Source organism: Priestia flexa (genome assembly GCF_021441905.1).
GTDB classification, from domain to species: Bacteria; Bacillota; Bacilli; order Bacillales; family Bacillaceae_H; genus Priestia; species Priestia flexa.
The window spans coordinates 1067382-1089180 of the sequence record NZ_CP090431.1 but is presented as its reverse complement, the minus strand read 5'-3'; the positions used below and the strand labels follow the sequence as shown (position 1 = coordinate 1089180).

Sequence of the window (21799 nt, the reverse complement as noted above, 5' to 3'; positions counted from 1 at the left end):
TCATTTTTGCTTTTTTGAGATGATATATATACCCGAATGTTAAGATAAGTCAGGATTAGCATTATTCGGATAAGAAACAACGTTATTCGCTTTTTTGCTACTTTTTTCTTGATAGTTCACAAAGAACGAAATATTAACAACAATCCCCATGGCAATCATTAAACTTAGCAGTGATGATCCACCGTAACTAATAAACGGAAGCGTTACGCCGGTAATCGGAATAAGACCGGTTAAGCCACCCAGATTAATAAACGCTTGAATTCCAAGCATGGTCGCTACACCTATGCAAATAAGGCTAGCAAAAGGGTCCTTTGAGCGTTTGGCAAGTGTCAGAATGCGATAGATTAAAAAGCCTAGTAAACCTAAAACGAGAAATACGCCAAAGAATCCAAGTTCTTCTGCAATAACCGCCATAATAAAGTCGGTATGTGACTCTGGGAGATAGCCATACTTCTGCACGCTTTCACCAAGTCCAAGCCCTTTTAACCCTCCAGAACCGATAGCTAAGTAAGAGTTTACAAGCTGATATCCTTCACCTTGTGCGTATTTAAAAGGGTCCGATGCTCCTGTAAAACGTCCGATACGATTTTCAGTCACTTGCCCTGTTAATACACCAATCGTTCCCATAATAGTCAGCATGACAAGCCCTAATAAAATAAGCTTAAAAAATGTTTTTCGAGATATTCCCGAACATAGCATGATTGCAACTGCTATCATTAAAATAATGAGGCCTGTCCCAAGGTCTGGTTGAATCGCTACGAATATAAAGATACCCATTGTTAACCCAATTGGCCCAATAAAAGCACGCTTAATATCATTTATGTATTCTTGACGTTTTCCTAACACAAGCGCTAAATATAAAATAACCGTTAACTTTGCAAACTCAGCGGGCTGCAAGCTTGCTCCAGCTAACTTTAGCCAACTTTGAGCGCCTCCTGCCGTATGCCCCATTAAAAACACAAGCCCTAAAAGACCAAATGTACCAAGTACAGCTATAGGTAACAGCTTTTGATATAGCTTGTACGGGAATAAAATGGTTGCTAAAAATACGAATCCAGCAATGATAAGCCAACCTTTTTGTTTACCATAGAAAAAATCGCTATCCTGCCCATACCGCGTAATACTCGTAATCATGCTGGAGCTGTATACCATTACAAGGCCAATTGTACAAAGCAACGCAATGGTAATAATGATAGAATAATCATAGTGCTTAAAGATTTTTTTTAGCATAAACCTCTTCCTTTAAACGTTAATAAGTGATGCCTTTACTCATTTTACTATACATTATCTACTTTCGCTTTTCTCACGTAAGAATGTAAACGAGCTGTAACAAAAAACTCAAACTATCCATCTAATAGTTTGAGTTTCACCGTGTGTATTATTTTTTTGTAAATGCTTCATGCAGTGCAGAAAGTTCACGCTCAAGTCGATCTAGCAATGTTTTTCCGACATGCTCATCAATTAAATTTAAACGAACTGCAAAATCAATTTCTCTTGATAAACCAAACATTTGTGTATCTAAAACCTCTTCGTAAAGAGGACATTGTGGCATTGTTAAGTTATCCATTTGAACTTGAATTAATTGCAAAATCTTATCTGCATCAGCTTTTAACAATGCATAAGCTTTTTCACGATGATCTATCATTGTCTCAGGCGTCAAACTCAATCCCTCCGTTTCCGAGCGATTACCTAATCTATCTTTTAATAGTAAGGCTTTACTCGTAAAAAAGCAAGAACTAACATGCATGTCATCAGACCTACGAATTCTCTTACAAATTACGTGTACTATTCATCGCAACTCTCGCTTTATTAATATAGATTTATTATAGCACATTCTATTTTAGTACTTCTACCAAAATCCTGAGTATGGATGACAAATTACAAGAAAGCGCTTATACTTTTACCAAGGAGGCGTTTTTATGAATTCAATTATTTCGCTACATGGGAAAGTGCGTTACCCCCTCACGTTAGATCCTGGAGTTTGGATTTTTGATGATCGAAAAGTAGACTTAACTACTTTTTTTGATACTGAGGTCGAAAACGTAGATGAAAATGAACAATATACGAAGGCTGTTTCAAAACATTGGGATCGAGAAATCCAAGAAGGTGCCGTATTCCCACCAACTTTAAAAACAGAAAAGAAATACGAAAAACAAAAGCTATTGAACGGTACGTTCGGTATCTCCTTTGCTCCTTTTTTAAAGAACGCTGAGCCTCTAGAAGAGGCAACCGCAGTTACGCTTGTAACAGCTAATGAATCCGTTAGCTACTCATTAGAAGAGGCTAAAACGCTTATTTTTGGCTTTAGTAAAAACGGAAAACCTTTAACTGAAGATGGACCTGTACACGTTTATGAACGCGATGGCTCTAACCGTGACAAGCCGCTTACGTACTTAAAAGAAATTATTATTACATAATGAACGAGCGCGCAGACTGGAAAAGCTGCGCGCTCATTTTTCTCTACTTATAAAATATCAGCAGCTAGCTGTGCGAGACCTGAACGTTCCCCTTTAACTAGCCTTACATGACCTGATATTTTCTGTTCTTTAAATTTTTCAACTACATATGTTAATCCATTATTGTATTCATCAAGATATGGATGATCTATTTGAGCAGGGTCACCCATCAGCACAATTTTACTCTTTTCACCAACGCGCGTTAAAATGGTTTTAACCTCATGCTTTGTTAAGTTTTGTGCTTCGTCAATGATGATAAATTGTTCTGGTATACTTCTTCCCCTAATATACGTAAGGGCTTCTACCTCAATTGAACTAAGGCCTGCTAGGATAGCATCCAGTTCCCCAGGTTTTTTTGTGTTAAATAAATATTCTAAATTATCATAAATTGGCTGCATCCATGGTCGAAGCTTTTCTTGCTTTTCACCCGGTAAAAACCCTAAGTCTTTTCCTACCGGTACAATTGGACGTGCAACCAACAACTTCTTAAAGCAGCCCAAGTCTTCCGTTTGCATTAAGCCCGATGCTAAAGCTAATAAGGTTTTACCCGTTCCAGCTTTTCCTATGAGCGTGACAAGCTGGACATCGTCTCGTAAGAGCAGTTCGAGCGCCATAATTTGTTGAACATTTCGCGGCTTAATTCCCCAAATATGGTCATATTCAAAGAGAAGCTTTTTTACTTTTGTAGCGGTCTGATCGACGATTCCAATAGCAGAACCTGAACCTCCAAATGCATCTTTCATAACGAGAAATTGATTTGGGAAAAATGGATGATTTGCGATCTGAGAAGTGAGAATTTCACCGTTTTCATAAAAATGATTTAACACTTCTCTTGGGATATATACTTCCACAAATCCCGTATATATACTGTTAAATTCGACAACACGATCGCTTAAAAAATCCTCTGCTTTCAAACCGATAGCATCAGCCTTCACGCGTACCAATACATCTTTACTAACAAGAATGACTTCACGGCCGTCTTCCTTGGTTTCCTCTTCGAGCGACAAATTTTTTGCGACCGCTAAAATACGATTATCATTCGTTTTCTCTACAAAAATCTCTTGTAATTGATGAAACGAACGGTGATTGAGCTCGATCCGTAAATGTCCACCATTTTCCAAAGGGATTTTCTCATGTAATTTACCGTGTTGACGCAAGTTATCAATGAGCTTTGATACTTGTCTCGCATTCCTTCCAACCTCATCCATATTTCTCTTTTTCGAATCTACTTCTTCTAATACTACAGCTGGTATTACAACTTCATTATCATCAAATGAAAAGATTGAATGCGGATCTTGCAATAACACATTTGTATCTAAAACGTAGATTTTTCCCAACAATTCAGCCTCCTACTCCATTTGGTTTCCAGTTAAGGAGTGTAACAAGGAATCCATTCACTTTTATCTTATGTAAACCGCACGCGTGAAGTTCGAGTAAATGGACGGACCATTTGCTTTAAATATATGAACATATGCATAAAGATAGAAGAACTATTGAAAACTAAACACAAATTGCTACAAAAAATGAGCCATTACCAAAGGAGGTATCTCCCCAATGAAAAAAGGATTACTTATTGCTAGCTTAGCTTGTTTTGCAATAGCAGGTTGTAACAATAATCAATCCCAGATTGAAGAAGGACAAAAAACAGACCGCATCGTTCAGGTGAAAAACTCAACGCCTGAAACTGAAACAAAACGCTCTGCTGGGCAAATTTCTCAGCATCTTGTAAGCTTAGCAACAAGCGCTCCAAACGTAAATGATGCTACTGCTATTGTGTTAGGAAAATATGCAATCGTTGGTATTGATGTAAATAACGAAATTGATCGCTCCGAAGTAAGTTCGATTAAGTATACGGTAGCAGAAAGCCTAAAAGCAGACCCATACGGAGCAAATTCCGTTGTCATTGCTGATCCTGATACCGTAACGCGCTTAAAAGAAATTGCGAGAGAAATCGGACGTGGTCGACCAGTTACAGGCTTTTTAGATGAGCTTGCTGCCATCGTAAACCGCGTCATGCCAGAAGTAGCGGAAGAGATTCGCCGCAACCCAGAACCTACCAAAACAAATGATGAAAAGTTAAACAATGAGCAGCAGCAACAATTACGAGACAAGCAAGAAAAACAATCAAATGATCACCTTCAAAAGAACGAATAAAGAATAGACAAGCTTAGTTCACGCTAAGCTTGTTTTAATGCGCTCATTACCTGTTTATCTAATTTAGAAGCAGCTACTGGATCATATGTTTTTTCATAAGTTGGATTGGTAGAGATTTTAGATCCATAGAACATAACGTCTCTTACTTCTTTTATGCTTACTTCAATCAGCGTCAGCTTAATTGGAACGTTTTCCATTCTCTCTTTGGCAACAATTGCACTGCCTTTAATCGCATAGCAAGATTCATTTGCAATCAAATTCACAACAACATCTTTACACTGCGAAATGTCTTTAACCATTCGGGACTTGCTTGCGACAGCAAAACGGATGATTTGATTGGTTGGAGCATAAATCCATGAAATGGCACTCACATTTGGTCCTTTTGTTTCATAATCAACGGTTGAAACTGTTACAAAACGTTCTGCTTGTAGCTCTTCGTACAGTGCTTCGACTAAACTGGATTCAACTTCATTTGCCATTTATATCCCTCCTCCCGTTTATGTATACTTACTTGTTTTCTAGACAAAGAATCTGTTTACCTGCTTACTTTTCCTTGTTTTCAAAACTTTTACATTGTTTAAATAACGACTAAATACATTTTACAGCTTTATAAACAATGCACTTTGGGCTAGAATGTTGTATAGAGAAAACGAGGTGAGATAGATGAGAGTAAAATGTGTCCTATGTGATAAAATTGAATCAATTGAGGATGAAACGCTTGTAGCAAAAAGACTTCGTAATCGTCCTATACATACATATATGTGCAATGAATGCTCAGAACGTATTGAAGAGCGTACAAAAGAACGAATTGCTACCGGAAACTTTAAGCTATATCAATCCAAGCAGACGGAGGAGGACTGGTAAGCATGATTTATAAAGGAATGGTTATAGGAGTAATAAGTGGCACTGTGCTAGGTTTGGTCTTAAAATGGCTGGAGCAGCTGATGTCTAAAAAGGTTTATACACTCTTATTAAACGTCGATTTTATTCCCATTATAGGAGACATCAAATGGCCTGAATGGGTGGAGTTTGTGTTTCACCTAGTCATTGCAGTCATTATAGGGATTGTTTTTATGTGGATACAAAATCGATTTCGTCACTTATCGTCAGGTAGCATGCTTGTTATAGCCTTTCTCTTAACTTTACCTACCATTCCTTTATATTTCCCTCTTACAGCTTTAGCCATTAAAGCTACCCCGCGTATCGATGACATGGGAGCTTTCTTCTATTGGACGGCGGGACATATTCTTTTTGCCCTGTCTTTATGGATAGGTAGCTTCATTTATAAAAGCCGCTAAGATTTGTCCTTAGCGGCTTTTACATATTTATCGTTGAATCTTCTTTTTTGGATTGATACAGCCTAATCTTATAAATAATTAAAATAAGCGCTGCCACAACTAACCCTTCTGCTACCGGCAAAAAGATACCTAAAAACGTAAGCACAGTACAGCCGAACCCTAGGAACAGATAAATAATAATGGATTTTAAAAGCGGCAATTTTTTCGCAAACCCCAGCTTATATACAACAATTGACAGCAATAAAATTGTAAGATAAAGCATCCACATTCCGACATCCGAGTTTTTATCAACACGATATAGAGCTGCAAAAAAAGACAGACGATCTTCTACGTTCACCCTATGTTTCCTCCTTTATGTAATCCCACTGACTTCTCTCTTATGAAGTAGGCTTCTTTTTACTTATCAACATATACAATATTCGACAATGAGCTTCCTTTTACCTCTATAAAAAACAAAAAAGTTGCTAGAGCATAGCGCTTTAGCAACTTCTTTACTGCTTATTTCATATCAGCATATTTTTTCTTTTTCGCGATTTTTTCACGCTCGTTTTTATCTAGAATCTTTTTACGTAAACGAATCGATTCTGGCGTAATTTCGCAATACTCATCATCGTTTAAGTATTCAAGAGATTGTTCTAGAGACATGATACGCGGCTTTTTCATACCTGTTGTTTGGTCTTTGTTAGCTGAACGCATGTTTGTCATTTGTTTCATTTTACAAATGTTAACAACAAGATCATTTTCACGCGTATGCTCACCAACGATCATTCCTTCATACACTTCCGTACCAGGCTCTAAGAAGATTGTACCGCGGTCTTCTACACCTTGGATTCCGTAAGTCGATGATTTTCCTGTCTCCATTGATACAAGCACACCTTGACGACGTCCGCCTACTTGACCAGCTTGCATTGGCTGATAGCTATCAAATGAGTGGTTGATGATACCAAAACCACGAGTTAATGATAAGAACTCTGTTGTATATCCAATTAATCCACGAGCCGGCACCATGAAAATAAGGCGAACTTGACCGTTTCCATTGTTGATCATATCAACCATTTCACCTTTACGAGCACCCATAGATTCCATAATAGAACCAGTATGCTCTTCTGGCACGTCAATTTGAACGCGCTCTACAGGCTCACAGCGTACACCGTCAATTTCACGTACGATTACTTCTGGTTTTGACACCTGAATTTCATAGCCTTCACGACGCATATTTTCAATTAAGATAGATAAGTGAAGCTCACCGCGTCCTGATACAACCCATACGTCAGGAGAATCAGTGTTTTCAACACGAAGACTTACGTCTGTTTCAAGTTCAGACATTAAGCGCTCTTCAATTTTACGAGATGTAACAAACTTACCTTCACGTCCTGCAAATGGTGAATTGTTTACTAGGAACGTCATTTGTAATGTTGGCTCATCGATACGTAATACAGGAAGTGCTTCTTGGTGTTCTGACGGACAAACCGTTTCACCCACGTTAATGTCTTCCATTCCTGATACGGCAATTAGGTCTCCTGCTTTTGCTTCTTCGATTTCTACACGCTTTAGCCCTAAGAAACCGAACATCTTCGTTACGCGGAATTGCTTAACTGAACCGTCAAGCTTCATTAAAGCAACTTGCTGTCCTACTTTCATTGTTCCGCGAAACACGCGTCCTACTCCAATACGACCAACGTAATCGTTATAGTCAAGCATTGCTACTTGGAATTGAAGCGGCTCTTCACTGTTGTCAATTGGTGCTGGAATGTGCTCAACAATAGAATCAAATAATGCTTCCATGTTGTCATCTTGCTTCTCAGGATCTACGCTTGCAGTTCCGTTGATTGCTGATGCGTATACAACCGGGAATTCAATTTGCTCTTCTGTTGCACCTAACTCAATAAATAAGTCAATTACTTCATCAACAACTTCAGTTGGACGAGCAAAGTCACGGTCAATTTTGTTTACAACAACGATTGGTGTTAACTTTTGTTCTAAAGCTTTCTTTAATACAAAACGTGTTTGAGGCATACAACCTTCATATGCGTCAACAACAAGTAGAACACCATCTACCATTTTCATAATACGTTCAACTTCTCCACCGAAGTCGGCATGTCCTGGCGTATCCATGATATTGATACGCGTATCTTTATAATTAATAGCTGTATTTTTAGCTAAAATTGTAATTCCACGCTCACGCTCTAGGTCATTTGAGTCCATCGCACGCTCTTCCACGTGCTCGTTTGTACGGAAAGTTCCGGACTGATGTAATAATTTATCTACTAACGTTGTTTTCCCATGGTCTACATGGGCAATAATGGCAATATTACGTAAATCTTTACGAATGTTCACGCATTTCACTCCTATGCTTGTAATAACTAAGCTATTATATCACACTAAATCTAGAATTGCTGAATGATTTTGTTGTACACTATACTTATTGAATAAATTTGGGAGGAATCAACATGAAAAACATTAAGTGGGTATTTGTTTTATATGCAATGCTAGCAACTTTTTCAATTATGGCAATTGGTATATTTATCGGGGAAGGAAGCGCTACCGGTGTTATTGGATCCATCGTTGCCCTCGTTGCAATTATGGGCTTCGGATTCACAACAAAAAAGAAAATGAGAGAAAAAAATCAGCTATAATTTTTTTCTGAAATAGCACAAAAACGAAACACCCTTGGAATAATTTGATTCTAAGGGTGTCTTTTTTCAGCCTTTATACTTAGAAAGATACGTAGACAAAATTTCTTCGTGTAAACCTGGCTTTGCAACGAATACGCTGCTTCTGTCTAAAATATCTAAAGGCTTCCCTTCTAAGTCTGTTACGACGCCTCCAAGCTCTTCAATTAAAACTTTCCCTGCTGCAAAGTCCCACGGTGCTAAGCGCATCGTAATATAAGCATCTAACCTTCCTGCTGCAACATATGCAAGCTCAATGGCTGCGGACCCATATGACCTTGTTCCTCTCACACGCGTTACTAGAGGTGAAAGCACCGATGGATCAATTCTTCTATTTTCCGTTACCCACGTTGCGTTTAAGCTGACAATAGACTCTTCAATGCTAACTTGCTTTAAAGGTGGCAGCTGTTGGTCATTAATATATGCTCCCTTCCCTTTTCTAGCATGGTACAGCTCATCATGTACAACATCATATATGAATCCAGCTTGTCCAACTCCATTTTCAAAAATACCTACGGAAATAGCAAAATTTCGCTGTTGATGAACAAAGTTCATTGTTCCATCAATTGGATCAATTACCCAAATAACACCTTCAGATGTTTCAATTTTTTCGCCATACCCTTCTTCACCTAAAATCCGGTGGCCTGGAAATACTTCTTTAATCTTTGAAATAAAGAACTGTTCAATATCTTTATCCATATTGGTTACTAAATCGTTAGGGTTTGATTTTGTTTCAATCATGAGCTCTCTACTAAAAGAAGCTTTAATTCGATCACCTGCTTCTTTAATCCATTGCTTTGCATATGTATCAACCTGATTCCAAAAATCCCTCATTTAGTGTTCCCCCTTCTTTGAAAGTCCTGTATTAAGCTTAAAAAAACGACTGCAAGATGTCAATTCACAGAACAAAGGAGAGAAGTATTTACGCTTCTCTCCATTCCCTTTACTCTTATATTCACCAGTTTTTTCTACTCTCATTCCAGCATCAGCTATCTTTATTGCAAGGAGATCATTTCTTGGCGAAGCTTCTCTAACTTTTGCTTGCACTGATTCTTTTTCTCTTCGTTATTTTCAACCATTGCTTCATACAGCGTAGCTAATTCGTAATCAAGCTCTAATCGAATAACTCCAAGTCTCTTTTGCCCATCATTCTTCTTATACATATTCACCACTTGTTTCATTGATGAAACACCCCTCTCAATAATAATGAATGGTCCTCAAAACGGCTTCAATAAAACTAAATTTTCAGAATTTTATTTGGTTAGAATAGTCTATGTTGAAGCTCAATTTCATGTAACTAAATTGTGTGATTACCTATAAAAAAATGATAGACGTGTTTTTGACAAGCATATGCGAATAAATTGGTGATTATGCCCTTTCTATGGTAAAATCACTACGAAATATGAGATGAATTATCTATTATTGGATATTGGAGGTATTGAATTTGTTTGAAGGATTTTCAGAAGCTGATTTTAACGTATTTACAATAGATGGTTTAGATGAACGAATGGAAGCAATAAAAACACAAATTCGTCCTAAATTCGAAGAGTTAAGCACGCACTTTGCTCCTACACTTTCCTCATTAGTGGGCGATGAAATCTTTGTCCATGTAGCAAAACATGCGCGTAGAACGGTAAATCCACCAAAAGATACATGGGTAGCATTTGCTACTAACAAGCGTGGCTATAAGATGTTACCTCACTTCCAAATTGGTCTTTGGGGCACTCACGTTTTCGTTTGGTTTGCGGTTATTTATGAAGCACCGATTAAATCAGCGTATGGCAAAATACTAGCCGACCAGATAGACCACATTAAAGAGCAAATTCCTCAACCATTCGTTTGGTCAAAAGACCATACAAAACCTGCTGTCGAAAAAATGAGTTCCTTATCTACCACAGAACTTAAGGGATTATTTGAACGATTAGAACATGTTAAAAAAGCAGAGATTTTATGCGGAATTAATGTATCAAAAGAAGAAGCAGTTAAGATGACTGGCCAACAATGGATTGATTTAATTGATGATACATTTAAGACATTAGCTCCTTTATATGAACTTAGTAAAAAAGCGCACGCGTAAAAAAAGATGCTAAGAGATAAATATTTCAGCCACTAATATATCCGGACTATCAAAAGTTAACTACTTTTGATAGTCCAGATATTTTTTGTTGGTTCGGAAAACATGTTAAAGAATTTTCTTTACTTTTTCATGCGAATAATGTCACCAGATTCGCCAGCTTTTGCTTGTTGAATTGTTCGATAGGATGAATACCCACTTTGATCTTCAAAGTCATTGCAAATTGTTTTTTCTTCTGCTTTGCTTGGAACAATTTCTTTAAAACGACGATAGATACCCATTAGCTGTTCGCGCTCAATTCCTTTTTCATAAGCTTTTTCAATGCTTTCAAAAAATTTAACCACATCAATGATTTCTTCTGTACTCCAATCAAGGGAGATAGGATATTGATATTCCATCTAACTCCTCCGCTCACTTTTTATGTATTTGTCCTAAGACTTTCAAGTAATACTTTATCATACGAATTCAGCTTCACAAAACTTTATCGCTACGCGTAAGTTTAGATTGATTTCTTATAATGCGAATATGTTTAAAAAATCCCTTTGCAAACATATTAATAAGTGCTATAATTCATTTGTTTTATTGAATACATAACGAAGAAACTGTATGAAATTACATTTCTTCTTATTGTTTTTATTTTTATAAAACAGTTTACATGTCATGCACATTTAATCAGTGGAGAATGAATCTTCACTGATTCTTAGTTATAGCAATATAGCGCACGGGAGACCTTCGTACAAAAGCTGGCTCCGCTCATTATTTTTATTAAAGAGGTGTTTAGCAAAGTTGACTTCTCAATTCTCAACTCCATTATTCACAGGGTTAGTGGAACATGCAAAAAAAAATCCCACTCAGTTTCATATTCCTGGTCATAAAAAAGGAAATGGCATGGACCCTGAATTTAAAGATTTTATTGGCGAAAACGCACTTTCAATTGATTTGATTAACATTGGACCACTTGACGATTTACATCAGCCAAAAGGTATTATTAAAGAAGCTCAGGACTTAGCTGCTGAAGCGTTCGGAGCAGATCATACTTTCTTTTCTGTCCAAGGAACAAGCGGGGCTATTATGGCAATGGTCATGACAACTTGTGGGCCTGGAGATAAAATCATCGTTCCTAGAAACGTTCATAAATCCGTTATGAGCGCCGTTGTCTTTTCTGGAGCTACGCCTGTTTTCATTCATCCTGAAATCGATGAAAACCTCGGTATTTCTCATGGAATTACGACTGATGCAGTTGAAAAAGCGCTAGCTCAGCATCCTGATGCAAAAGCGGTACTCGTTATTAATCCAACCTACTTTGGAATTTCAGGTGACTTACGTAAAATTGTTGAAGTTGCTCACTCTTATAGGGTACCTGTTTTGGTTGATGAGGCTCATGGTGTTCATATTCATTTTCACGATGAATTACCGCTATCAGCTATGCAAGCAGGCGCAGACATGGCCGCTACAAGTGTTCATAAGCTTGGGGGATCAATGACTCAAAGCTCTATTTTAAACGTTCGCGAAGGGCTTGTATCGCCACAGCGTGTTCAAGCAATCCTAAGTATGTTAACAACAACATCTACATCGTATGTGCTACTAGCTTCTTTGGACGTAGCTCGTAAGCGATTAGCCACAGAAGGCGAAAAATTAGCTAATCAAGCTATTGCATTGGCTGAATATGCTCGTACAGAGCTTAACAAGATTGAGCATATTCACTGTATTGGTCGAGAGATTTTAGGGACAAAAGCAACGTACGACCTAGATCCTACAAAGCTTATTATTTCCGTATCAGACCTTGGTATTACAGGATATGACGTGGAGAAGTGGCTGCGCGAGACGTACAATATTGAAGTGGAAATGTCTGATTTATATAATGTTTTATGTATTGTAACACCAGGAGACAGTAAGGAAGACATCGATTGCTTACTTACCGCTTTACAGCAGCTGTCAAGAGAAGTTCATCACTTAGCTGAAAAAGCAACAAAACCAGCTATTTTACTACCTGATATTCCAGTCTTAGCAGTTACTCCTCGCGATGCTTTTTATGCTGAAACCGAAGTTGTGCCATTTCATGAATCAGCTGGCCGAATTATCGCTGAGTTTGTAATGGTATACCCACCGGGAATTCCAATCTTTATTCCTGGAGAAATTATTACGGAAGAGAATCTGAGTTATATTCAAACAAACCTAGAAGCTGGTCTACCCGTTCAAGGACCGGAAGATTTTGAGTTAAAAACATTACGTGTAATTAAAGAACATAAAGCAATTCAATAACAAAAAGGTGCGCTATAATGCGCACCTTTTTCTATTTATTAGTCTAAATCTTCATGGACTGCTTGACATTCTCCCTCTTTACATTTTGAATATAGCCGCGTCACTTTCTCATCTTCAAAATGTTCAATTGTGCAGTTGCAAGTTTGACATACAATAGTTCCCATGTGTAACTCCCCTTTGGTTTCAAAGATTTTTGAAAGCGTTTTATTCTTCTTGATATTATAATAGTATGTAACATTTATTCTGTCAATACTAAATTAGTATGTCACATTTAATTTTTCGACCGCCTTTTTTCGACATTCAAACGTAAAAAAAGAGTTTGGGATATAACAAAATGATTGCTTCTAAAAGACGAACAATAGCTGTTCCCATCTCTTTAGTTTGTCTGAACACATTTGTTCCATTGCGCTACGCTCCATTCCACCCTGTTTCCAAACTGGTTTTTCCCAATCAAAAAAAAGCCTGAACGATTAAAAGTTGTGAACTCTCAATTGTTCAGGTATAGTAGGGGCTGAACTACTTATGTCTCAATCTCTTATAGGATGAGCTATTCGTTATTATTCAGTTGGCTAATTAATACATCTTTAACGTCTTCTTGTGATAACCCTTTCCAAAACAGGGTACCGTTAATCAACAAGTCTACATGCAAATGTAATTCTGTATTATCTTTTTGCACCTCTCCGCTTGTACCAGAATTTCCAACGTAGCCGATTAGCGTATCTTTTGTAATAGTATCACCCACGTTTAACTCTTCATCGACTTGATCTAGATGAGCAAATCGCGCCTGCATGCCATTGTCATACTGAATCCATACTTGTCTACCACGTAGCTTATCCAGGATATAAGCAGGAGTCTTTTGAACCTCTTTACAATATGCTAAATCTTTGTTTCGTTGCTCCACGGATTCATACGGCTTATAATTATGATCCACTCGTACCACTTTGCCTTTTCCCATTCCATACACTTCAGTTTCTTTATTGACAACTACGCCCGCTGAGTATGTATACCAGTCTAACCCTTCATGGAAACCATGGCGATATGTACGATCAGCTCCTGGCAAATGAGATGGAAACGTATCAGCTTTAGCGTTTTCTAGTGGTGGTGTTAACCCACTCATATACTGCATCACTTCTTCTCTTGTAAACTGCTTAGTACTAACTGCTTGAGCTGCTTCTTCGCTTGATTGAGATGACTTTAAAATAGCATACGCTGCTTTAAGTTTAACGTAGCTAGGTTCTTGTTTTTCTAAGAACGATGCTGATATAAACGCTCGATTGTTTTGAATGAAAAAATCTTGTTCAGCGAGTGGAAAAAGTTCATTATTAATTTGGACGACGGGAACATTTTCAATAAACATATAAACGTTATCCGCGACAACAAGCTGAAGCTGACGGTCGACCGGGCTGTATGTAGAATCATAAGCCGCCGATTGAATCGTCATATCTAAATAGGCCTTTCCTTCCCTGTATACATATCCTGCTTTTTCTTCCGTGCTTAACTTCATAAATAAAAAAGCGGTACATGCCATTAAAACAACTACCGTAAGCCACACTCTTTTTTTCATACGGACTCCCCTTTCTATTATTACGTCATTTTGTCCTCTTTGACATTGTCTTAAACGAAAGATGAATCGTACTGCACGAAGAAAGTGTAAAAATGGTTTCATGTATAGTAAAAAAGGTTAAAAGAGAAACTGTACATAAGAGGTTTTTTCACGAAAGGAGTGCGAGCTAATTGAAAAAGCTGACGCCAGTGTTTCTGTTTTCTGTGATTATTGCGGCTTTGTTTATTATTTGGGGAGTCATTCCAGAAAGCACGCTAGGAAATGCCGCTTTAACGCCTGTTACCAGTGCTATTCATCAATTTATTATTGAAAAATTCGGTTGGTATTACCTATTAGCTGCTACCCTATTTTTAGGCTTTACACTATTTTTAATTTTTTCACGGTATGGAAATATCAAATTAGGTAAGACAGAGGATGAACCTCAATATAGTTATATATCCTGGTTTGCCATGCTGTTTAGTGCAGGGATGGGGATCGGTTTAGTATTCTGGGGCGCTTCTGAACCTATTAACCATTTTCATACCCCACCTTCTGGAGATGGAAATACAGCAGAAGCCGCTCGAGCAGCAATGCGATATTCTTTTTTTCATTGGGGATTACATCCTTGGGCTATTTATTCAGTGCTTGCTTTGGCACTTGCGTACTTTCAATTTCGTAAGGGATATCCTTTTGTAATTAGCAATATTTTACGTCCTCTTTTAGGTAAGCGCGTAGACGGAGGGTTAGGTACTCTTATTAACGTTATCTCCGTGTTTGCAACTGTGTTTGGCGTAGCCACATCACTTGGGTTAGGAGCCATTCAGATTACAGGTGGAATGGCTTATTTATCTCCAGCCATTGATAACAACTTTACTACACAGCTAATCGTCATTATTATTGTTACGGTACTATTTATGTTATCCGCTCAAACGGGTCTTAATAAAGGAATTAAATATTTAAGTAACATTAATATCCTATTAGCTATTCTTTTAATGCTTTTCTTACTATTTGCGGGTCCTACAAACTTTATAATGGACTTATTCGTCACAACAATCGGGTCTTACATTCAGTATTTACCATCTATGAGTTTCCGATTAAGTCCGTTTGATAACAACACGTGGGTTCAGGACTGGACGATTTTCTACTGGGCTTGGTGGATTGCTTGGGCTCCATTTGTTGGAACTTTTATAGCTCGCATTTCTCGCGGACGTACGATTCGAGAGTTTTTAATTGGTGTGTTAGCCGTCCCAACAATATTTGGTGGCCTATGGTTTTCTGTATTCGGTGGATCAGCCATTCATTTAGACTTCTTTAAAAACATACCAGTTATGGATGTCATTAACGAGCGAGGCTCAGAAGTAGCTCTGTTTTATGTATTAGAACAATTTCCATTAGGAACGGTTATGTCAATTATCGCTATTTGCTTGATTGCTACCTTCTTTATTACATCAGCCGACTCTGCAACATTTGTTCTCGGCATGCAAACGACGAATGGTGACTTAAACCCGTCAAATTCTGTGAAGTTTATTTGGGGTATGATTCAAACTTTAACTGCGGTTATCCTGCTTTGGACTGGTGGATTAGATGCGCTTCAGACAGCCGCCATTATTGCAGCATTGCCGTTTTCAATCGTACTGGTACTCACGGTCTTCTCACTCATCAAATCGTTTAGAGAAGAATTAAAAAAAGCAGATGTACATCCTAAAAAAATTTAAGAAAAGAAGCATTCCCGTTTTCGGAATGCTTCTTTTACTATGTTATAATTTCACATTAAACGAAATAATCCTTTTATTATCATCTAATAAATAAAAAAATGACGGTGTAGCCTAGAAAAAAAACAAAGAGCGAGCTACACGTCACAAAGAACGCTTTTTTCTTCGAGTGTACATTCATTTTAGCAATTCCATATGCTAAATAGGCAAATACAAAGAAAAGAATAATTTTTGCTGTTAATTCATCACGTTTTGATAAAAGCTCAACTGTCGCATAGCCGCTCCAAATCATAAGCTGCAAGCTGTACAAAAAAGGTTTAACCATCGCTCATTCCTCACTTTTATAACGCGCACTTACATCACTTATATGCAGCTTGACCACGTTTTACAACAAAAAAGCTCATGCCGGAGGCACGAGCTTTTTCATCTATTATTTTACAATGTGAATTGGGCTTCCGATTGCTACTTCAGCTGCTTCCATTGTAATCTCACCTAATGTTGGGTGAGCGTGAATTGTTAATGCAATATCTTCAGCAGTCATACCGCTCTCGATTGCAAGACCAAGTTCAGCGATCATGTCAGATGCACTTGGACCAGCAATTTGAGCACCGATTACAACGCCATCTTCTTTACGAGTGATTAGCTTTAAGAATCCTTCTGCAGCGTTAAGTGCAAGTGCACGTCCGTTAGCTGCGAATGGGAATTTAGAAGCTTGAATTGCTAAACCTTCTTCTTTCGCTTGTGCTTCTGTGTAACCTACGCTCGCAAGCTCAGGCTCAGAGAATACAACAGCTGGAATTCCTAAGTAATCAATTTCAGCTGGTTCACCAGCGATTGCTTCAGCAGCAATTTTACCTTCGTAAGAAGCTTTGTGTGCAAGTGGTGGTCCAGAAACGATATCACCGATTGCATAGATGTTGCTTACAGATGTACGGCATTGTTTGTCAGTTTCGATTACACCGCGGTCAGTCATTTTTACGCCAACTTGCTCAAGACCAAGCTCGTCAGTGTTTGGACGACGACCAACTGTTACTAATACGTAATCAGCTTCAACTGTTTTTGCTTCTCCACCAACTTCAAACGTTACTTTAACGCCATCAGCAGTTTCTTCTACACCTTTAGCCATAGCTTTAGTGAAGATTTCAACGTTTCCTTTTTTCTTAAGGTTACGTTTTACAAGAGAGCTCATTTGTTTTTCGAAACCAGCTAAGATTTCATCAGCTGCTTCAACAAATGTTACTTCAGTTCCGAAGTTAGCATAAGCAGTACCAAGCTCAGTACCGATGTAACCTCCACCGATTACAACTAATTTTTTAGGAACTTCTTTAAGCGCTAATGCACCTGTAGAGTTGATTACGCGCTCAGAGAATTTGAATCCTGGAATCTCGATTGGACGAGAACCAGTTGCAAGAATTGCGTTTTTGAACTTGTACGTTTGTGCAGAATTTTCATCCATTACACGTACAGTTTCGCTATCCACGAAGTAAGCTTCACCTTTTACGATATCTACTTTGTTACCTTTAAGTAAACCTTCAACACCGCCAGTAAGTTTGTTTACTACGCCGTTTTTGAACTCTTGAACTTTTGTGAAGTCAACAGTTACATTTTCAGCAAAAATACCCATATCTTCTGAGTGTTTTGCTTCTTCAAAACGGTGACCTGCTGCGATTAATGCTTTTGAAGGAATACAACCAACGTTTAAGCACACACCACCAAGGTTACCTTTTTCAACGATTGTTACTTTTTGTCCTAGTTGAGCTGCACGAATTGCTGCAACGTAACCACCAGGGCCAGCACCAATGACAAGAGTATCAGTTTCGATTGGGAAATCTCCTACTACCATTTATTACGCCTCCATTAATAATAATTCTGGATCATTTAATAAACGCTTGATTTGGTTAAGAGCGTTTTGAGCTGTTGCACCATCAATGATACGGTGGTCAAAGCTTAGAGATAATGCTAATACTGGAGCAATTACAATTTCACCGTCACGTACAACTGGTTTTTCAGCAATGCGTCCGATACCTAGAATTGCAACTTCTGGGTGGTTAATTACTGGAGTGAACCATTGTCCACCAGCAGAACCGATGTTTGTGATTGTACAAGAAGCGCCTTTCATTTCAGCAGGAGCTAATTTACCTTCACGTGCTTTTCCAGCAAGGTCATTAATTTGGTCAGAAATCTCAAATACAGACTTGCGGTCAGCATTTTTCACTACAGGTACTAAAAGACCTTTTTCAGTATCAGCCGCGATACCGATGTTGTAGTAGTGTTTTTGGATTACTTCATCAGTAGAATCATCAATAGATGTGTTAAGAGCTGGGAACTTCTTAAGTGCAGAAGTTAATGCTTTAACAACATAAGGTAAGAATGTTAATTTAATACCTTGGTCAGCTGCTACTGATTTGAACTTCTTACGGTGTGCAACAAGTGCTGTAACATCAATTTCGTCCATTAATGTTACGTGAGGAGCTGTTTGCTTAGAGTTAACCATTGCTTTTGCAATTGCACGACGAATACCGCTCATTTTCTCACGAGTTTCTGGTAAGTCACCTTCTGGAATTGCTGTAGCTGTAGCTTTTGGTGCTGCCTCAGTTGCCGCTGGAGCCTCTTCAGTTGCTGTTGAAGCTGCTGCAGTTGAACTACCAGATAAGAAGCTATCGATGTCTTCTTTTACGATACGGCCGTTTTTAGCTGATCCTGGAACTGCTTTAATGTCTACGCCTTTTTCACGAGCATATTTACGAACTGAAGGCATAGCAATAACTTTGCGGTTTGGATCTACTTCAGCTTGTGGTTGCGCGCTAGCTGCTGCTTTTTCTACGTCTTGTCCAGCTTCAGCTGTTGCTTGAACTTGCTCTTCTTCTTTTGGAGCTTCTTCTTGTTTTGGCGCATCGTCATGATCGTCGCCTTTGAATTTTAGATCTTCGTAACCAGGAGCATCAAAAGTTACGATAACTTGACCTACAGTTGCTACTGTACCTTCGTCAACCTTAACTTCTAATACTTTACCTTTTACAGGAGATGGGATTTCAACAACAGCTTTGTCGTTTTGTACTTCGGCAAGTACATCATCCTCATCGATTTCATCTCCAGCTTTTACGAACCATTTTACGATTTCACCTTCGTGGATACCTTCACCGATATCCGGCAGTTTAAATTCAAATGCCACGTGTCTTCAACCTCCTAGTTAGTTGCAATATGTTTAGTTGGTTTTTATACCTTATTTACAATAGAAATCAGCAAAATGCTGATTTCTATAGAGTAACAATCAATTAAAATTCAAGAACTTTTTTAGCAGTTGCTACAATATCCTTGTGGTCTGGTAACCAAACGCCCTCTGCTTGAGAGAATGGGAATACTGTATCTGGAGCAGCTACGCGTAATACTGGAGCTTCTAAGCTTAAGATTGCGCGGTCGTTGATTTCAGCTACAACGTTTGAAGCGATACCAGCTTGCTTTTGAGCTTCTTGAACAACAATTGCACGACCAGTTTTTTCAACTGATGCGATGATTGTTTCGATATCTAAAGGCTGAACTGTACGTAAGTCAACAACTTCTACAGATACGCCTTCTTTTTCTAATTCTTCAGCTGCTTTTAATGATGAATGAACCATTGCACCATAAGCGAAGATTGAAACGTCAGTACCTTCACGTTTTACATCAGCTTTACCAATTTCAATTGTATAAGCTTCTTCAGGTACTTCTTGACGGAATGAGCGGTATAATTTCATGTGCTCTAAGTAAACAACAGGATCGTTGTCACGAATTGCTGAAATTAAAAGACCTTTTGCATCGTATGGAGTTGAAGGAATTACAACTTTCAAACCAGGTTGAGATGCTACTAAACCTTCTAAGCTATCAGCGTGAAGTTCTGGTGTGTGTACGCCACCACCGAATGGTGAACGGAACGTGATTGGTGCGTTCCAACGACCGCCAGAACGATAACGCATACGAGCTGCTTGACCAGAAACTGAATCAAGAACTTCAAATACGAAACCAAAGAATTGAATTTCAGGTACTGGACGGAAACCTTGAGTCGATAGACCAACAGCAAGACCGCCGATACCAGATTCAGCAAGTGGTGTATCGAAAACGCGATCTTCACCGAATTCTTGTTGAAGACCTTCAGTTGCACGGAATACCCCACCGTTTACGCCAACGTCTTCACCAAAAACTAATACGTTTTCGTCGTTTTTCATTTCTGTGCGTAACGCATCAGTGATTGCTTGAATCAATGTCATTTGCGCCATGGCTTACTTCGACTCCTTCTCTTTGTAGATTTCATACTGCTCTTTCAAGTTGAAAGGCATTTCTTCATACATGATATCCATTAAGTCTGTAACTTTTTGTTTTGGATAGTCATCTGCTTTTTTGATTGCATTTTTAATATCTTCTTTAGCTTGCTCGATTACTTTGTTTTCTTCTTCTTCATTCCAGATGCCTTTAGCTTCTAAGAATTTACGGAAACGTACTAGTGGATCTTTCTTTTCCCACTCAGTATCAAGCTCTGCTGTACGATAACGTGTTGGGTCATCTCCAGCCATTGTATGTGGACCATAACGGTAAGTTAATGTTTCAACTAATGTTGGACCTTCGCCGTTTACTGCGCGCTCACGAGCTTCGCTTACAGCAACATAAACTGCTAATGGATCCATTCCATCCACTTGTACCCCTGGGATACCTACTGCAGCTGCTTTTTGAGCAATTGTTTTAGCAGCAGATTGCTTTTCAACTGGTGTTGAAATCGCAAAGCGGTTGTTTTGAACAACAAAAATTGCTGGAGCTTTGAACGCACCTGCAAAGTTCATACCTTCGTAGAAGTCACCTTGTGAAGCTCCACCGTCACCAGTGTAAGTGATTGCTACTGCTTTTTTACCACGTTTTTTAAGACCTAATGCAACACCCGCTGTTTGAACGATTTGTGCACCGATGATAATTTGTGGTGAAAGTGCGCCTAAATCCTCTGGCATTTGGTTACCGTGGAAGTGACCACGAGAGAATAAGAAAGCTTGGTATAATGGAAGACCGTGCCAGATTAATTGTGGTACATCACGGTATCCAGGTAAAATAAAGTCTTCTTTCTCTAATGCAAAATGAGATGCAATTTGAGAAGCTTCTTGACCAGCTGTTGGTGCATAGAAACCTAAACGACCTTGACGGTTCAATGAAATTGAACGTTGATCAAGAATACGTGTGTACACCATACGAGTCATTAGTTCTTTTAATTGTTCATCAGATAAATCTGGCATTGCTGATTTATTTACTACTTCGCCCTCTTCATTAAGAATTTGGAACGTTTGGTACTGCTCAGCAATTTTATCAAGTTGCTTTGATACATCAATAATAGCTTTTTTAGTTTTAGCAGCCATCTAAGTCACCTCTTCCTTTCATTTAAGCCTTACTTTTCAATGTGCTAATCAAACAAAAAATACACATTGCTAGGATACCCAAAACAAGCACCTAAAAGTCATTTTTTGTCGACTAGAATTCCATTTGAGTCCGCTACGTATTTCAACATGTTTTATGTATTCCCGGGCGCACTCGATTCAAACATTTAAGTAAAAGGAAAGTTTAAGCGAAACTTTCATTCCGTTAAACTGTATTAATTATTTCAACAAAATGATT

Annotated in this window: 24 protein-coding genes; 8 read left to right on the top strand and 16 right to left on the bottom strand. The window is 38.4% G+C overall.

What is annotated here, in order from left to right; all coding sequences use genetic code 11:
• Window positions 1-39: 39 nt before the first annotated feature.
• Entirely contained in the window at window positions 40-1230 is a 1191-nt protein-coding gene (locus LZP85_RS05510) for an FtsW/RodA/SpoVE family cell cycle protein (RefSeq protein ID WP_025909106.1), read from the bottom strand.
• 148 nt (window positions 1231-1378) lie between these two features.
• Entirely contained in the window at window positions 1379-1645 is a 267-nt protein-coding gene (locus tag LZP85_RS05505) for an Fpa/YlaN family protein (RefSeq protein ID WP_373688708.1), read from the bottom strand.
• Window positions 1646-1919: 274 nt separating this feature from the next.
• On the opposite strand from LZP85_RS05505, the gene LZP85_RS05500 reads away from it, so the two are divergent.
• Window positions 1920-2417 (top strand): hypothetical protein, encoded by a 498-nt coding sequence (locus LZP85_RS05500; protein WP_076513288.1) that lies wholly within the window; start codon window positions 1920-1922, stop codon window positions 2415-2417.
• 47 nt (window positions 2418-2464) lie between these two features.
• On the opposite strand, the gene LZP85_RS05495 is transcribed toward LZP85_RS05500, so the two are convergent.
• Window positions 2465-3793, bottom strand: a complete 1329-nt coding sequence (locus tag LZP85_RS05495) for a PhoH family protein (protein ID WP_025909109.1) — start codon at window positions 3791-3793, stop codon at window positions 2465-2467.
• A 217-nt stretch (window positions 3794-4010) separates the two neighbouring features.
• Here LZP85_RS05495 and LZP85_RS05490 point away from each other — a divergent pair, with 217 nt between their 5' ends.
• Window positions 4011-4610, top strand: coding sequence for a YhcN/YlaJ family sporulation lipoprotein (locus LZP85_RS05490; protein WP_119542992.1), 600 nt, complete (start codon window positions 4011-4013; stop codon window positions 4608-4610).
• Between the two features lie 23 nt (window positions 4611-4633).
• Here the strand turns inward: LZP85_RS05490 and LZP85_RS05485 are convergent, their stop codons facing one another.
• Window positions 4634-5089: a PNPOx family protein gene (locus LZP85_RS05485; protein WP_061785703.1), complete on the bottom strand. Its 456-nt coding sequence runs from the start codon at window positions 5087-5089 to the stop codon at window positions 4634-4636.
• 184 nt (window positions 5090-5273) lie between these two features.
• On the opposite strand from LZP85_RS05485, the gene LZP85_RS05480 reads away from it, so the two are divergent.
• Together LZP85_RS05480 and LZP85_RS05475 are read left to right on the top strand one after the other, a co-directional pair.
• Window positions 5274-5474, top strand: a complete 201-nt coding sequence (locus LZP85_RS05480) for a YlaI family protein (RefSeq protein WP_025909112.1) — start codon at window positions 5274-5276, stop codon at window positions 5472-5474.
• 2 nt (window positions 5475-5476) lie between these two features.
• Window positions 5477-5908 (top strand): hypothetical protein, encoded by a 432-nt coding sequence (locus tag LZP85_RS05475; protein WP_119542991.1) that lies wholly within the window; start codon window positions 5477-5479, stop codon window positions 5906-5908.
• 19 nt (window positions 5909-5927) lie between these two features.
• On the opposite strand, the gene LZP85_RS05470 is transcribed toward LZP85_RS05475, so the two are convergent.
• Both LZP85_RS05470 and typA read right to left on the bottom strand, forming a co-directional pair.
• Window positions 5928-6245 carry a YlaH-like family protein gene (locus LZP85_RS05470; protein ID WP_025909114.1) on the bottom strand — a complete coding sequence of 106 codons (318 nt, stop codon included), beginning with the start codon at window positions 6243-6245 and terminating at the stop codon, window positions 5928-5930.
• A gap of 161 nt (window positions 6246-6406) precedes the next feature.
• On the bottom strand, window positions 6407-8245 hold the full coding sequence (gene typA, locus LZP85_RS05465; protein ID WP_119542990.1) for a translational GTPase TypA: 1839 nt from the start codon (window positions 8243-8245) through the stop codon (window positions 6407-6409).
• 113 nt (window positions 8246-8358) lie between these two features.
• On the opposite strand from typA, the gene LZP85_RS05460 reads away from it, so the two are divergent.
• Window positions 8359-8544, top strand: coding sequence for a YlaF family protein (locus LZP85_RS05460; protein WP_025909116.1), 186 nt, complete (start codon window positions 8359-8361; stop codon window positions 8542-8544).
• 66 nt (window positions 8545-8610) lie between these two features.
• Here the strand turns inward: LZP85_RS05460 and LZP85_RS05455 are convergent, their stop codons facing one another.
• Together LZP85_RS05455 and LZP85_RS05450 are read right to left on the bottom strand one after the other, a co-directional pair.
• Window positions 8611-9414 carry an inositol monophosphatase family protein gene (locus LZP85_RS05455; RefSeq protein WP_206782747.1) on the bottom strand — a complete coding sequence of 268 codons (804 nt, stop codon included), beginning with the start codon at window positions 9412-9414 and terminating at the stop codon, window positions 8611-8613.
• Window positions 9415-9575: 161 nt separating this feature from the next.
• Complete coding sequence (locus tag LZP85_RS05450) at window positions 9576-9761, bottom strand: hypothetical protein (protein WP_025909118.1); 186 nt, start codon at window positions 9759-9761, stop codon at window positions 9576-9578.
• A 263-nt stretch (window positions 9762-10024) separates the two neighbouring features.
• Here LZP85_RS05450 and LZP85_RS05445 point away from each other — a divergent pair, with 263 nt between their 5' ends.
• Window positions 10025-10657 carry a YktB family protein gene (locus LZP85_RS05445; protein WP_119542988.1) on the top strand — a complete coding sequence of 211 codons (633 nt, stop codon included), beginning with the start codon at window positions 10025-10027 and terminating at the stop codon, window positions 10655-10657.
• Between the two features lie 119 nt (window positions 10658-10776).
• On the opposite strand, the gene LZP85_RS05440 is transcribed toward LZP85_RS05445, so the two are convergent.
• Window positions 10777-11052, bottom strand: a complete 276-nt coding sequence (locus tag LZP85_RS05440; RefSeq protein ID WP_061786692.1) for a UPF0223 family protein — start codon at window positions 11050-11052, stop codon at window positions 10777-10779.
• A 388-nt stretch (window positions 11053-11440) separates the two neighbouring features.
• Between LZP85_RS05440 and LZP85_RS05435 the strand changes: the two genes are divergently transcribed.
• The gene (locus LZP85_RS05435) at window positions 11441-12916 is read left to right on the top strand and encodes an aminotransferase class I/II-fold pyridoxal phosphate-dependent enzyme (protein WP_119542987.1); all 1476 of its coding nucleotides are present in this window, start codon (window positions 11441-11443) and stop codon (window positions 12914-12916) included.
• A gap of 38 nt (window positions 12917-12954) precedes the next feature.
• Here LZP85_RS05435 and LZP85_RS05430 read toward each other — a convergent pair whose 3' ends face one another.
• Window positions 12955-13080 (bottom strand): GapA-binding peptide SR1P, encoded by a 126-nt coding sequence (locus LZP85_RS05430; protein WP_076513032.1) that lies wholly within the window; start codon window positions 13078-13080, stop codon window positions 12955-12957.
• Window positions 13081-13463: 383 nt separating this feature from the next.
• Window positions 13464-14480 (bottom strand): M23 family metallopeptidase, encoded by a 1017-nt coding sequence (locus tag LZP85_RS05425; protein ID WP_061784970.1) that lies wholly within the window; start codon window positions 14478-14480, stop codon window positions 13464-13466.
• A gap of 170 nt (window positions 14481-14650) precedes the next feature.
• Between LZP85_RS05425 and LZP85_RS05420 the strand changes: the two genes are divergently transcribed.
• Window positions 14651-16174: a glycine betaine uptake BCCT transporter gene (locus tag LZP85_RS05420; RefSeq protein ID WP_061784971.1), complete on the top strand. Its 1524-nt coding sequence runs from the start codon at window positions 14651-14653 to the stop codon at window positions 16172-16174.
• 79 nt (window positions 16175-16253) lie between these two features.
• On the opposite strand, the gene LZP85_RS05415 is transcribed toward LZP85_RS05420, so the two are convergent.
• The 5 genes from LZP85_RS05415 to pdhA form a co-directional block, all read right to left on the bottom strand.
• Window positions 16254-16496, bottom strand: coding sequence for a hypothetical protein (locus tag LZP85_RS05415; protein ID WP_025909124.1), 243 nt, complete (start codon window positions 16494-16496; stop codon window positions 16254-16256).
• Between the two features lie 105 nt (window positions 16497-16601).
• On the bottom strand, window positions 16602-18014 hold the full coding sequence (gene lpdA, locus LZP85_RS05410; RefSeq protein WP_025909125.1) for a dihydrolipoyl dehydrogenase: 1413 nt from the start codon (window positions 18012-18014) through the stop codon (window positions 16602-16604).
• A gap of 3 nt (window positions 18015-18017) precedes the next feature.
• The gene (locus LZP85_RS05405) at window positions 18018-19343 is read right to left on the bottom strand and encodes a dihydrolipoamide acetyltransferase family protein (protein WP_119542985.1); all 1326 of its coding nucleotides are present in this window, start codon (window positions 19341-19343) and stop codon (window positions 18018-18020) included.
• Window positions 19344-19446: 103 nt separating this feature from the next.
• Window positions 19447-20424 (bottom strand): alpha-ketoacid dehydrogenase subunit beta, encoded by a 978-nt coding sequence (locus tag LZP85_RS05400; protein ID WP_119542984.1) that lies wholly within the window; start codon window positions 20422-20424, stop codon window positions 19447-19449.
• A 3-nt stretch (window positions 20425-20427) separates the two neighbouring features.
• Complete coding sequence (gene pdhA, locus LZP85_RS05395) at window positions 20428-21543, bottom strand: pyruvate dehydrogenase (acetyl-transferring) E1 component subunit alpha (RefSeq protein WP_119542983.1); 1116 nt, start codon at window positions 21541-21543, stop codon at window positions 20428-20430.
• Between the last annotated feature and the right edge of the window lie 256 nt (window positions 21544-21799).

What these genes read in the sequence shown, in the direction of transcription:
- LZP85_RS05485 (WP_061785703.1), bottom strand. Translation starts at nt 5,089, where the DNA reads ATGGCAAATGAAGTTGAATCCAGTTTAGTCGAAGCACTGTACGAAGAG.
- lpdA (WP_025909125.1), bottom strand. Translation starts at nt 18,014, where the DNA reads ATGGTAGTAGGAGATTTCCCAATCGAAACTGATACTCTTGTCATTGGT.
- LZP85_RS05425 (WP_061784970.1), bottom strand. Translation starts at nt 14,480, where the DNA reads ATGAAAAAAAGAGTGTGGCTTACGGTAGTTGTTTTAATGGCATGTACC.
- LZP85_RS05480 (WP_025909112.1), top strand. Translation starts at nt 5,274, where the DNA reads ATGAGAGTAAAATGTGTCCTATGTGATAAAATTGAATCAATTGAGGAT.
- LZP85_RS05430 (WP_076513032.1), bottom strand. Translation starts at nt 13,080, where the DNA reads ATGGGAACTATTGTATGTCAAACTTGCAACTGCACAATTGAACATTTT.
- LZP85_RS05460 (WP_025909116.1), top strand. Translation starts at nt 8,359, where the DNA reads ATGAAAAACATTAAGTGGGTATTTGTTTTATATGCAATGCTAGCAACT.
- LZP85_RS05400 (WP_119542984.1), bottom strand. Translation starts at nt 20,424, where the DNA reads ATGGCGCAAATGACATTGATTCAAGCAATCACTGATGCGTTACGCACA.
- LZP85_RS05415 (WP_025909124.1), bottom strand. Translation starts at nt 16,496, where the DNA reads ATGGTTAAACCTTTTTTGTACAGCTTGCAGCTTATGATTTGGAGCGGC.
- LZP85_RS05490 (WP_119542992.1), top strand. Translation starts at nt 4,011, where the DNA reads ATGAAAAAAGGATTACTTATTGCTAGCTTAGCTTGTTTTGCAATAGCA.
- LZP85_RS05505 (WP_373688708.1), bottom strand. Translation starts at nt 1,645, where the DNA reads ATGATAGATCATCGTGAAAAAGCTTATGCATTGTTAAAAGCTGATGCA.
- LZP85_RS05450 (WP_025909118.1), bottom strand. Translation starts at nt 9,761, where the DNA reads ATGAAACAAGTGGTGAATATGTATAAGAAGAATGATGGGCAAAAGAGA.
- pdhA (WP_119542983.1), bottom strand. Translation starts at nt 21,543, where the DNA reads ATGGCTGCTAAAACTAAAAAAGCTATTATTGATGTATCAAAGCAACTT.
- LZP85_RS05455 (WP_206782747.1), bottom strand. Translation starts at nt 9,414, where the DNA reads ATGAGGGATTTTTGGAATCAGGTTGATACATATGCAAAGCAATGGATT.
- LZP85_RS05500 (WP_076513288.1), top strand. Translation starts at nt 1,920, where the DNA reads ATGAATTCAATTATTTCGCTACATGGGAAAGTGCGTTACCCCCTCACG.
- LZP85_RS05440 (WP_061786692.1), bottom strand. Translation starts at nt 11,052, where the DNA reads ATGGAATATCAATATCCTATCTCCCTTGATTGGAGTACAGAAGAAATC.
- LZP85_RS05475 (WP_119542991.1), top strand. Translation starts at nt 5,477, where the DNA reads ATGATTTATAAAGGAATGGTTATAGGAGTAATAAGTGGCACTGTGCTA.
- LZP85_RS05510 (WP_025909106.1), bottom strand. Translation starts at nt 1,230, where the DNA reads ATGCTAAAAAAAATCTTTAAGCACTATGATTATTCTATCATTATTACC.